The sequence below is a fragment of the Microcoleus sp. Pol10D4 genome, from assembly GCF_036701555.1.
In the GTDB taxonomy this organism is placed as follows: domain Bacteria; phylum Cyanobacteriota; class Cyanobacteriia; order Cyanobacteriales; family Microcoleaceae; genus Microcoleus.
On sequence record NZ_JAUBRA010000082.1, the window covers coordinates 16,552 to 27,910 of the forward strand.

Here is an 11,359-nt window from a genome sequence, read left to right on the forward strand (position 1 = left end):
TGTGCATTTCAAAAAGATTGGTGAAATTTGAGCTTTCTGTTAATCTAGCGTAGCAAGAGTTTAATTGTTTGTAAGGAAAGTAGATTTTTGTTGCGATGCCGATTAATTTGCCCTCTTCATTATCTCCTGATTCTTGGCCGTTTGATTTGGAACTGCTGACACCGCCTGCTTATCTGGTGGGCGGTGCGGTACGGGATGCGCTGCTGGGGAGGCGATCGCACTATTTTGATTTAGATTTCGTTATGCTAACACGGGCCGTGAAGACTGCTCGAAAAATTGCCGATCGCACGAAAGGTGGATTTGTCTTGTTGGATGCGGAACGCCAAATTGCACGGGTTGTATTTGCGGGCGGTACGGTGGATTTGGCGCAGGCGGAAGGGGGGAGTCTGGAGGGGGATTTGCTGCGCCGGGATTTTCGGATAAATGCGATCGCGTGCAATCCTTTTACAGGAGAAATCATCGATCCTTTGGACGGTCAAACTGATTTGCGGTTGGGTTTGCTGCGGATGGTTTCGCGGTCAAATTTGGAGGACGATCCGCTAAGGTTATTAAGAGCTTACCGCCAAGCGGCGCAGTTGGGTTTTGCGATCGAACCTGAAACTCAATCGGCGATTCGGGAATTGGCGCCGCTGTTGAGTCGGGTAGCGGTGGAACGGGTGCGGACGGAATTAGGTTATTTGTTGAGCAATCCTGACGGTGTTCCTTGGATTTGTCGCGGTTGCGAAGATGGTTTGTTTTCGATTTGGTTTGAAAGTGCGATCGACCATTTTGATATTTTGACAAAAATTGATGCGTCTGCTGACAAGTTAGCGGCAATTTATCCAGATTTGGGAAGAGAATTTTCGCGATCGATTCGAGATACGATTAAAACGCCTTTGTTGGCTGTCGCGAAGTTGGCTATTTTGGCCGATTCCGACCCGACAATTGCTGAAACCCAGTTGCTGCGGTTGAAGTACAGCAATGCGGAGATTAAAAGTGCGATCGGGCTTTTGAAATACTTGCCACAATTGCAAGCAAAACCTATTGCGGAAATGTCTTTGCGAGAACAGTATTTTTTGTTTCGGGATGTAGGAATAGTATTTCCCGTTTTAACGGTTTTGGCGGTGGCGGCGGGAGTTGCGGTTGAGGATATTTCACTGTTAATTAATCGCTATCTGGATGCTGATGATATTATTGCTCATCCCACACAATTAGTTAGCGGCAATGATTTAATGGAATATTTAAATTTGCCGAGAAGTCCGCGCATCGGTCAATTTTTAATGGAGATTCAATTAGCGCGGGTGGAGGGTAGAATTGCGACTCGCGAAGATGCGCTGAAATTGGCTGCAGAATTGGTGAATCAGTAAGTTTAAATTGATATAATTCATAAATTAGAACGGGCAAGATGCCCGTTCCACAAAATTCAACTTTCCCGTGGGGTGGGCTTCTAGCCCGCCCTAAAAAGTTAGTTTACAATGCTAAAAAATCAGAATCTTAAACAAGATTTTTTAATTCTTCCGGCAATTCAAACTTGCCATCTGCACCCGGTTCAAACTCAACAACTTTCAACACAGCATCAACATTCAGCGGCCCGTAAATGTGCGGGTAATTCTCACCCGCCAACTCATACTTAAGTTCAGATTGCACTTTGTCCGAGTCAATCCAAAGCAGCAGCAATCCTGTTTGTCCAGTAAAAAATTTGTTGGAAGTTCTAACAACTTGTGGCAGAGTCGAACAGTGGATAAATCCTTCAGTATCTAGCGTATCTCCGCGATACGATTGAACTTGTTTTGCTTGTTCCCACTGTTGGCTGCGGGTGATGTGAAAAATAATGCTCATAGTTGATAGGTTTTAGGTTTAATTGACAATTGGCAGCAAAATTTGAGAGGGACAATTTCCGCCACAACTTACTGTCAGCGTGATAATTTTAGCATCGATCGCCCGCGCTTCACCGTCCGGCGCACCCGTTCCCGGATTCACGTCGTAAGCGGGAAAACAAGCGGCACTCAAACTCAGACGCAACGCATTACCTTTGGCAATTTGCATACAAGTTGCTTGCAGCACAATTCTCACAGGTGTTTCACCTGAATTCACGCGGACGTAACCTTGAGTAAAATTGTAGACGCTGCCGCTATCTTTTACCTCAGAAAGTATCGCACACAAATCAAAAGTCGGCGCATCGGCGGTACAAAATACTTCGACAATTATATCTCCTGCTAAGTGCAAATCTGCTGTTAGCGGTGCCGAAGTGTATGTTAACACATCGGTGCGGCAGTCAATAGTCGATCGCTCCATCGAACCAGCAGGAAATGCAGCGTGACCTCCCCAGGATGGCACCGGCTGCCAAGGGTCATGTACGAATATATCATCAGTGCAAACATCCGCGCAACTATCTGTTAAAATACCCGCATCTTCTCTCATCGCGGCAAGTCCATTACTGGCTAAAAAATAAGATTTATGATTATTATTAGGCCATTTATCAAATTTCCGCCAATCATTCCTCCCCATCTCAAATAGCGAAATCGGTCGCTCGTCTAATATTCCTGTATCAACTTCTTTGAGGAAGCGATCGAACCAGCGAATTTGCAACTCATCCACAGGATTTGAAGCTGCCAAACCATAATCCAACGCTCCAACTTTTCGCCCCCAAGGTAAATGCGGCCAAGGGCCAATTATCAAATGCTGCGGACAGGAACTACGGCTTGCCATTTCCTTGTAAAGATGGATTGTTCCCCGCAAATAAGTATCAAACCAACCGCCAGCGTGCAGCATTGGCAAGTCTAAATCTTTGATGTTTGGCGATAACTTTTCCCAATACTCGCTCGGTCGATAATTATCCAACCAATCGTGATAATATGAGTCTGGGGCAAGATTTTTAATAATCTCAGGACGCGCCGGCACGGTATCGTATAGCGGGAGATTCCTCGAAGCTGCATACAAGGCTTGATAGGCAGAAATATCGGCTTTTAAGCGAGCGGTTTCTGCCGCTAGCTGAATTGCCCAGCCAAGATTTGATTGCAGACAAAACGCGCCGCCTTCATAGGCCCAATCTGCGTATAAATTGCAGCCTACCATTGCCGGACAAATTGTGATTAATGCGATCGGTTTAGCCGCCGCCGCGTAGAGTTGAGTCATGCCTTGGTAGGAAAAACCGTACATTCCGACTTTGCCGTTACTTCCAGGCAAATTAGCTGCCCAATTGACGCTATCAAAACCGTCTTGTGTTTCGCTAACAAAGGGGTTAAATTCGCCTTCGGAAGTGCCGCGTCCCCGCACATCTTGGATGACAACGATGTAGCCGTGTTTGGCGTACCATGCGGGATGGCAATATACTACTGTAGAGGCGATCACCCTTCCGTAAGGTTGCCGCATTAATAATACTGGAAATTCGCCCTCCGCATCGGGGCGGTAGATGTCAGCATCTAAACGAACCGCATCTTTAGTTAGCATAGACGCTGTTTCTTTCGGACAAAGTTTCAGCATAAATCCTAAAAAACATCCACTAAAAAAGTTCGTAGTAAGGGCTTTAGTGCTTTTTCTAAAGAATCAAGTCCTTACTACAAACCTAGGAATCAAGTCCTTACTACAAACCTAGGAATCAAGTCCTTACTACAAACCTAACACGGTACGAGTACATCCGATCGCCTAAGAACTCTCATATCTTCTTCATCGAGTTCGACTGGTGTACCGCTGCGAATTAGTTCCACAAAATCCTCATTCGGCACCATGATGCACAAAGTGTACAAACGTCCACTGCCCGTATTCTCAATTACGTGAGTGCCTGTTGGAGGCACTAACAAACTATCTCCCGGTTGAATACTAACTGTTTTGCCGTCGCAGGTTGCTTGCCCAGTTCCTTTGAGTACAAAAAACATTTCTACTGCAAATTGATGGCGGTTGGGAGGAGTTTTGCCGCCCACATCGAAAATCTCCACGCAAACTGTTAATGAAACATTAGCTATTACCGGATCGAAGACGATAGCTAATCTATTAGTATCGCCCGGACTGATGCGAAATGCTTGGTAGTCTTTGGGAGACTTTATAACAGGAATCATGCAGTGGTTTGTCATTTTTTTATTGTTAGTTGTCAGTGGTTATGTTTCTGCTGTCATTAGTGGTAAATCCAGAGTCATTAGTCCGCCGTTCAACCTCCAAAGTTTATGGATTTCACAGGAGAGTTCGCTGTCAGAGCAGGAAGCAAGATATAGGCTTTGCTATGCAGGACTCTCGCACTCCTCAAAAACGCTTTTTATACTCCAGAGAGATACTCCCCTGATGACTGCTATTTAATTGCTTCTAACATAGCCTGAGAATCCGACAAAAAACCAAAACATTGTTTAACGTTATACAGAGTAGCTTGCCAGCAATAATCTGGCGATGTCGTAGCTGTACAATCTTTGACTAAAATACAGTCGTAACCCAGGAAATTAGCATCTTGCAGCGTAGCCATGACGCACTGATCGGCGTTTACTCCTCCAAAGAAAAGTGTAGTTCTGCCGAGGTTCCGCAAGATACTATCTAAAGGAGTATCCCAAAAGCCACTCATCCGATATTTATCAACGCAAATATCCTCCGGTTTGGGTTTTAATTCATCGACAACCTGCGCCGCCCAACTCCCTGCCATCAGTACAGGTGCGTTGTTTTTTGGCAGCGGATCTCCCAAACCTACGCCGTCGCCTGTGGGATTGTAAACGTGACGGGAAGCTGCACTAATATTGAGCAAATCGGGGCGGTTTCCCCAGTTTATCCAAATAATTGGTACTGCGTGCGATCGCAATTTTGGCAGCAAATTTTTTAAAGGATTAATTGGAGTTCTCGCGGGCGTTACATCTACGCCAATATGTGCTAGCCAACCGTCGGGATGACAGAAATCGTTTTGCATATCTATCACCAACATTGCTGCTTTTGCTAAGTCCAAACGCAGAGTTTTAGTTTCTGTTTCCAGGGTAACAGGTTGAGGGGCGATCGGCGATCGGGTAATATCGGCAATTTTGGCATCAACTTTCCAAGCATTCGGCGGTACGCCCAAGGTGCGAAGAGAATCAGGGTTCATATTGATTTTGACTCAAAAACAATTTCAATCTTATAACTATTTGATTGTCACTAACTTGTCATATCTTAAATCTTGGTTATAATTAAGTATCAGCGGCAACTATTTGAGAGTTTTTATGATTTATTAACTTTATTACAGGCGATCGCAAATGTTAGCGCCTGGGAATCATACAATAAAAATCCATATAAAATTACCAAAAGGGTAAATCTATGAGCTTTACAATTCAAAATGCTTTAATTTCGGTTGATAGTGGTTATGAAACCGCAGATGTGCAAGTGGTGGATAATTCCATAAGTGCGATCGCCCTCAATTTAGAGCCTGCGGGAACAGTTATCGATGGCAAAAATAAGCTGCTACTGCCCGGTTTTGTCAACGCGCACACTCACTCTTCAGAAATGTGGCAACGAGGCATCATTCCCCCTTTGCCCCTAGAGTTGTGGATTGCCGAATTGTACGATTTTACACCTCTCGATCCCGAACAAGTTTACTTGAGTGCCTTGGGAACTGCGGTAGAAACATTACTGTCGGGCGGTACAAGCGTAGTCGATCATTTAGTTTTGATTCCGGGACAAGAATTAGAGACAATCGCCGCCGCAGTTCGCGCTTATCAAGAAATCGGCATCCGCGCTTTCATCGGGCCGTTAATTCAAGATGAATCCCTGACGGCGGGAATGCCTTCTGGCGATAGCGGCATCGAACACGCGGCTTACATTCGATCGACTAAAGCAACTTTGGAATTAATGGAAACAGCCATAAAACAGTTTCACAATCCCGAAAAAGGTGTTAATATGTTGTTGGCGCCGACGGGAATTCAACTGTGTTCCGATGCTTTGTTTGAAGGCTGCATCGAATTGAGCGATCGCTACAATCTTTGTCGGCACGCCCACCTATTAGAAACTTCCGCTCAAAAACAGTTAGCTCACGAAAAATACGGCTGTAGCGCTGTCGAACACCTGCAAAGAATTGGTTATTTGAGTCCCAGAACTTCCTTAGCGCACTGCGTTTGGCTGGACGATTCCGACATTGCGATTATGGCAAAAACTGGAGCAACAGTCGTACACAATCCCCTCAGCAATTTGCGGCTAGGAAGCGGGATTGCACCGATTTTGAAATACCGTCAAGCGGGAGTCAACGTATCTTTTGGCTGCGACGGCGCTGCTAGCAATGACTCTCAAGATTTGCTGGAAGCGATTAAAATTGGTTCGAGTTTGCACAATATCACTGATTTGGATTACCGCCAATGGATTACACCGCGCCAGTCTGTAGAAATGGCATCGATGGGAGGAGCAAAAGGCTTGAATCTCGCCGATGAAATGGGTTCGCTGACAGTCGGTAAAAAAGCAGATTTTGTGCTGTATGATTTAACCAGTTTATCATTGCTGCCGCGCACCGATCCGATTGGCTTGCTAATATTGGGACGCCCGACTAATGCGGTAGACAGCGTTTGGGTAAACGGCAAGCAAATTGTCGCCGAAGGTAAGGTGAAAACGATCGATGTTGGTGCTTTGAGGCGGGAATTATTCGATCGCAGCGAGTGGACTAGCAAGCGTCAATCGCAAACGGTGAGCGAGATTGAAGCGCACTATCGAAAAGTCATGAACCTGCAAGGTTATTCTTAGTAGGGTAAAACTCACATCTTGCACCATTCTCAAGAACAGGCAAGATGCCTGTTCTTGAGAATGGTGCTATTAAGTGAGGTAAAATAGAACTCTCACAATAATCATATTTGCGAAAAATTGATGATTAAACTGCACAAATGGCAGCGGATACTGGCTTTAATAGTTGTTTTTGCGATCGCCCTTACCTCCTCCGCGATTTTATCTCCGCGTCTTTTGGCTCAAACCCCGCCCAAAGCCCCAACAACCGAATTGCGCGGCGTCTGGCTGACGAACATTGACAGCGACGTTATTTTCTCCCGCAACAACATCATTGACGCTGTAAATCGACTGGATCAACTCAATTTTAATACCATCTATCCCACGGTTTGGCAAGGAGGCTATACGCTTTATCCCAGCGCTGGCGCCCAACGAGTATTCGGACAGTCGATCGACCCATCGCCCGGATTGAAAGACCGAGACATCCTCAAAGAAATTATAGCACAATCCCGCCAAAAAGGTATAGCAGTAATCCCCTGGTTTGAGTTTGGTTTCATGGCTCCCGCCGAATCGGAATTAGCCACACTTCACCCCGACTGGCTGGCACAGCGGCGCGATGGTTCAACTATTTGGAAAGAAGGCAAACATGAGCGAGTTTGGCTGAATCCCTTTCATCCCGAAGTACAGCAATTTATCTTAGATTTAATCCTAGAAGTTGTCGATAATTATGATATAGATGGCATTCAATTTGACGACCATTTCGGCTTGCCAGTAGAATTTGGCTATGAGCCATTAACAGTGTCAATGTATCAGCAACAAATCAAAAGCCCTCCCTCCGACGACCCCCGCGAAACCTTCTGGGTGCGCTGGCGCGCTGACAAAATTAACGACTTCGTGGGGCGAGTTTCCCGCGCCATCAAATCCCGCAAAGAAAAATGTATTGTTAGCTTATCTCCGAACCCTTTTCACTTTTCTTTACCCGCCCACTTGCAGGACTGGTTTACATGGGAAAGACGTGGCTACATCCAAGAAATTGTGTTGCAGGTTTATCGCAGCGATATCAAGCGTTTTAGTGCCGAACTGGAACGGGAAGAAGTCAAATTGGCTAAACTTAACATTCCAACTGCGATCGGCATTTTAACAGGCCTTAAAAATAATTCCGTTCCCCTCAAACAAATTCAAGAACAAGTGCAAGAAGTGCGAAAAAGAGATTTCGCTGGCGTGTCGTTCTTTTTCTACGAAAGTTTATCGAATTGGGCGAGGGAAACCCCCGAACAGCGCAATTCGGCATTGCAAGAATTCTTTCCCACAAAGATGCAGCGCCCGCCATCCGAAGGCAGAATTTGAAACCCACGGTTAAAATGAGAAAAATCATACAGCGCTTAGGAATTGTCATCTTATCTTTAAGCGCTTTCCTAACTATTGGCTATTTCACTCCCAGAAAGTGGGGAGATTACTCGCAAGCAGATTGCACAATCTCTCTATACATTTCCAACCAAGGCATCCACACCGAAATCATTGTTCCAGTTAAAAATGAATATTTTGACTGGAATCAATTTTTACCGCTAACAGAAATAGGGCGGGATGCCAATTCTGATTATAAATATTTGTCTTTTGGCTGGGGAGATCGAGCTTTTATGTTGGAAACTCCCACATCAGGAAGTATCAACCCAGTTACAGCTTTCAAAGCGCTATTTATCCCTACTCCCTCTACCGTACACGTTCAAAGTTATCGGGCTTTTCCCCAAAGTATAGAAACCAAATGTGTGAAAATTAGCGGGGAAAATTATCTGATCCTGGTAAATTTTATTAAAAATTCATTCCTATTAGACGCAGCCGGTAATAAAATTAAAATTAGCTACAGCTACGACAACAGCGATAGTTTTTATGAAGCAAAAGGCAGTTACTCTATTTTGAGAACTTGCAATGACTGGACTGCCGAAGCTTTGCAAAAAGCTGATGTCAACACTCCTTTATGGTCAACGCTTTCTTCGGCGATTATGTTTCATCTTAATAGCGGTTGCGAATGTCACAAATAAATGGTATTAGGTAAGGGCAATAATATCTTTACTTTAGGTTATAAAATTTATAATAAATGATTATGTATGGGTTGGGAGCTTAAAGTTGCATTCTTTTTTTTAACTGGTATAATTATTACCAATTTGAGCAAAAATCATGAATGTAATTCCAGCGATCGACTTATTGGATGGAAAATGCGTCAGATTGTATCAGGGAGACTACGCCAAGTCTCAAACTTTTAACGACAACCCCGTCGAAGTCGCCAGACAGTGGGTAAATGAAGGCGCGACAATGCTGCATTTAGTAGACCTCGACGGCGCCAAAGCAGGTCATCCAGTCAACCAAGCAGCCATTGAAGCGATCGTCCGATCAGTAGACGTTCCCTGTCAAGTAGGTGGCGGAATGCGCGATCGCGCTTCTGTTGCTGCTATCCTCAATTTAGGCGTTCGGCGCGTCATTCTCGGCACTGTCGCCGTTGAACAACCGCAATTAGTCGGCAAATTGTGCGCCGAATTTCCCGGCAAAATTCTGGTTGGCATCGATGCCAGAAATGGTAAAGTTGCTACTAGAGGCTGGCTAGAAACTTCGGAAGTTTTAGCAACTGAATTGGCGCAAAAAATGGCCGAGTTAGGGGCGGCTGAAATTATATACACCGACATTCACCGCGACGGTACTATGGAAGGGCCGAATTTGGAATCTTTGCGCGAAATTGCTAACGCTATTTCGATTCCGGTGATTGCTTCCGGTGGCGTTAGTTCGATCGCCGATTTGTTGAGTTTGCTGGCTTTGGAACCAATTGGTGTCAAAAGTGCGATCGTCGGTAGGGCAATTTATACCGGCGATATCTTGCTAAAAGAAGCAATTCAAGCAGTCGGACAAGGGCGGTGGCAGGATGTACCGCCAGATTTGGGTTCTTCAAGCTTTGCTTGATAGTCATGTCGAGTTAACTGGCTACCCAATATGTAACAGTTATCAATTTTCCGACTCACAGTCAACAGTCAACAGTCATTAGTCATTAGTCATTAGTCATCAGTCAACAGTCAACAGTCATCAGTCAACAGTCAACAGTCAACAGTCACCGTAGAATCGTCTTTCTTACCATCATCGTAACCATGTTTTTGAACCATACAATTACAGCTTTAAGTTCTGGGATGGCATCCCTAGTTGCTCCCATACCTTTGTTAGCAACAGTGGATCCAGAGAATTCGCCGATCGTTCTGAGCGGAGTTTTGCTCAGTTTGGTAGTGATTTATCTCGCCAGTAAATTAGGCGCGGAAGCGGCTAAAAAGTTCGATTTACCGCCGGTTTTGGGTGAACTTGTAGCAGGGGTAATTGTTGGCGTATCTGCTTTACACCTGGTCATTTTTCCCGAAGCAGGGCTGTCAGCCTCAGACTCAGGGATTATGACAGTTGTGCAATCGATTAATCATCTGTCTCCTGCCGCCCTCACCAGTGTGTTTGAATCGCAGAGTGAAGTCATTTCAGTGCTGGCTGAAATAGGCGTGATTGTTCTGCTGTTTGAAATTGGTTTGGAGTCGGATATCAGACAACTCAAGGAAGTGGGGGTTCAAGCTGTCGTGGTCGCTTGTGTGGGCGTGGCATTTCCCTTTGCCGCCGGTACTGCGGGCTTGATGCTCATTTTCCACACGGCGGCGATTCCGGCGATTTTTGCGGGGGCTGCTTTGACGGCAACCAGCATCGGAATTACCTCCAAAGTTTTGTCGGAATTAGGACAACTCAAATCTAAAGAAGGTCAAATCATTGTTGGTGCGGCGGTGATTGATGATGTGCTAGGAATTATTGTCCTAGCTGTTGTTGCCAGTTTAGCGAAAACCGGTGAGATTGATGTTGTTAATGTCATCTATTTGATTGTCAGTGCAACTGCATTTCTGCTCGGTTCTATTCTGTTGGGCGGCATCTTCAACAAAAGCTTCACTGCAGTGGTGGAGAAACTCAAAACTCGCGGCAATATTGTGATTCCCGCCTTTATCTTTGCTTTCTTCATGGCTTTTCTGGGCAACGCAATTCATCTCGAAGCGATTTTGGGTGCGTTTGCGGCTGGTTTGGTGTTGGATGAAAGCGATGCCCGCAACGAGTTGGATGAACTGGTGAAACCCATCGCGGATTTCCTGGTTCCCATCTTTTTTGTAACCGTAGGAGCTCGGGCCGATTTGGGGGTTTTGAACCCAACAGTGCCGGATAATCGGGCTGGTCTTTTGATTGCCGTATTTTTGATTGTGGTTGCGATTTTTGGCAAGCTGGTGACTGGTTGGGTGGTGTTTGGTCTGCCGGGAATCAATCGATTGGCGATCGGAGTCGGGATGATTCCTCGGGGCGAAGTCGGGTTAGTGTTTGCCGGCATCGGTTCGGCGAGTGGGGTTTTGGATAAACCGTTAGAAGTCTCGATTATTATCATGGTGATTCTGACGACTTTTTTGGCTCCGCCTTTTCTGCGGGTTGCCTTTGGGGATACGGTAGAGCCTCCTGCTAGTGGCGAACCTTCTAGCGAGCAAATCGTTTGATTGAAGGAATTTGACTCTGGGGCGATCGACAGACTTAGAAACAAATGTCGATCGTCCAAATTTATTTAGCCCTAATCATAAGTCCTAAGTTGTTATACCCTTTTTCTAAAGATGTGCTAGAGCGTCGGTACAGTATTAGAAGTTGACAAAAAAAGAGATATATGAATCTACCCCGTCAAGGAATTCAACTC

The 11,359-nt window shown here is 45.4% G+C and carries 10 protein-coding genes; 6 read left to right on the forward strand and 4 right to left on the reverse strand.

Going from position 1 to position 11,359, the window contains the following annotated elements; genetic code table 11:
- Positions 1 to 95 precede the first annotated feature (95 nt).
- Complete coding sequence (locus QUA36_RS27315; protein WP_333459724.1) at positions 96 to 1,346, forward strand: CCA tRNA nucleotidyltransferase; 1,251 nt, start codon at positions 96 to 98, stop codon at positions 1,344 to 1,346.
- Between the two features lie 127 nt (positions 1,347 to 1,473).
- Here QUA36_RS27315 and QUA36_RS27320 read toward each other — a convergent pair whose 3' ends face one another.
- The 4 genes from QUA36_RS27320 to QUA36_RS27335 all read right to left on the reverse strand — a co-directional run bounded on the left by QUA36_RS27320 (position 1,474) and on the right by QUA36_RS27335 (position 5,032).
- Complete coding sequence (locus QUA36_RS27320) at positions 1,474 to 1,818, reverse strand: DUF952 domain-containing protein (RefSeq protein WP_333459725.1); 345 nt, start codon at positions 1,816 to 1,818, stop codon at positions 1,474 to 1,476.
- Between the two features lie 18 nt (positions 1,819 to 1,836).
- The gene (locus tag QUA36_RS27325) at positions 1,837 to 3,429 is read right to left on the reverse strand and encodes a CocE/NonD family hydrolase (RefSeq protein WP_333459726.1); all 1,593 of its coding nucleotides are present in this window, start codon (positions 3,427 to 3,429) and stop codon (positions 1,837 to 1,839) included.
- Positions 3,430 to 3,596: 167 nt separating this feature from the next.
- Positions 3,597 to 4,049 carry a cupin domain-containing protein gene (locus QUA36_RS27330; protein WP_333459727.1) on the reverse strand — a complete coding sequence of 151 codons (453 nt, stop codon included), beginning with the start codon at positions 4,047 to 4,049 and terminating at the stop codon, positions 3,597 to 3,599.
- A 212-nt stretch (positions 4,050 to 4,261) separates the two neighbouring features.
- Complete coding sequence (locus QUA36_RS27335) at positions 4,262 to 5,032, reverse strand: cysteine hydrolase family protein (RefSeq protein WP_333459728.1); 771 nt, start codon at positions 5,030 to 5,032, stop codon at positions 4,262 to 4,264.
- A gap of 209 nt (positions 5,033 to 5,241) precedes the next feature.
- Here QUA36_RS27335 and QUA36_RS27340 point away from each other — a divergent pair, with 209 nt between their 5' ends.
- The 5 genes from QUA36_RS27340 to QUA36_RS27360 all read left to right on the forward strand — a co-directional run bounded on the left by QUA36_RS27340 (position 5,242) and on the right by QUA36_RS27360 (position 11,168).
- Positions 5,242 to 6,651 carry an amidohydrolase gene (locus QUA36_RS27340; protein WP_333459729.1) on the forward strand — a complete coding sequence of 470 codons (1,410 nt, stop codon included), beginning with the start codon at positions 5,242 to 5,244 and terminating at the stop codon, positions 6,649 to 6,651.
- A gap of 120 nt (positions 6,652 to 6,771) precedes the next feature.
- Positions 6,772 to 7,974 (forward strand): glycoside hydrolase family 10 protein, encoded by a 1,203-nt coding sequence (locus QUA36_RS27345; RefSeq protein ID WP_333459730.1) that lies wholly within the window; start codon positions 6,772 to 6,774, stop codon positions 7,972 to 7,974.
- A 14-nt stretch (positions 7,975 to 7,988) separates the two neighbouring features.
- Positions 7,989 to 8,666, forward strand: coding sequence for a TIGR02117 family protein (locus QUA36_RS27350; protein WP_333459731.1), 678 nt, complete (start codon positions 7,989 to 7,991; stop codon positions 8,664 to 8,666).
- 136 nt (positions 8,667 to 8,802) lie between these two features.
- Positions 8,803 to 9,576, forward strand: a complete 774-nt coding sequence (gene hisA / locus QUA36_RS27355) for a 1-(5-phosphoribosyl)-5-[(5-phosphoribosylamino)methylideneamino]imidazole-4-carboxamide isomerase (RefSeq protein WP_333459732.1) — start codon at positions 8,803 to 8,805, stop codon at positions 9,574 to 9,576.
- Positions 9,577 to 9,758: 182 nt separating this feature from the next.
- Positions 9,759 to 11,168 (forward strand): cation:proton antiporter, encoded by a 1,410-nt coding sequence (locus QUA36_RS27360; RefSeq protein WP_333459733.1) that lies wholly within the window; start codon positions 9,759 to 9,761, stop codon positions 11,166 to 11,168.
- The last annotated feature ends 191 nt before the right edge of the window (positions 11,169 to 11,359 follow it).

Excerpts from the sequence above, each read along its gene's own strand:
- QUA36_RS27350 (WP_333459731.1), top strand. The coding sequence starts at position 7,989 with ATGAGAAAAATCATACAGCGCTTAGGAATTGTCATCTTATCTTTAAGC.
- QUA36_RS27325 (WP_333459726.1), bottom strand. The coding sequence starts at position 3,429 with ATGCTAACTAAAGATGCGGTTCGTTTAGATGCTGACATCTACCGCCCC.
- QUA36_RS27315 (WP_333459724.1), top strand. The coding sequence starts at position 96 with ATGCCGATTAATTTGCCCTCTTCATTATCTCCTGATTCTTGGCCGTTT.
- QUA36_RS27320 (WP_333459725.1), bottom strand. The coding sequence starts at position 1,818 with ATGAGCATTATTTTTCACATCACCCGCAGCCAACAGTGGGAACAAGCA.
- hisA (WP_333459732.1), top strand. The coding sequence starts at position 8,803 with ATGAATGTAATTCCAGCGATCGACTTATTGGATGGAAAATGCGTCAGA.
- QUA36_RS27340 (WP_333459729.1), top strand. The coding sequence starts at position 5,242 with ATGAGCTTTACAATTCAAAATGCTTTAATTTCGGTTGATAGTGGTTAT.
- QUA36_RS27330 (WP_333459727.1), bottom strand. The coding sequence starts at position 4,049 with ATGACAAACCACTGCATGATTCCTGTTATAAAGTCTCCCAAAGACTAC.
- QUA36_RS27345 (WP_333459730.1), top strand. The coding sequence starts at position 6,772 with ATGATTAAACTGCACAAATGGCAGCGGATACTGGCTTTAATAGTTGTT.
- QUA36_RS27360 (WP_333459733.1), top strand. The coding sequence starts at position 9,759 with ATGTTTTTGAACCATACAATTACAGCTTTAAGTTCTGGGATGGCATCC.
- QUA36_RS27335 (WP_333459728.1), bottom strand. The coding sequence starts at position 5,032 with ATGAACCCTGATTCTCTTCGCACCTTGGGCGTACCGCCGAATGCTTGG.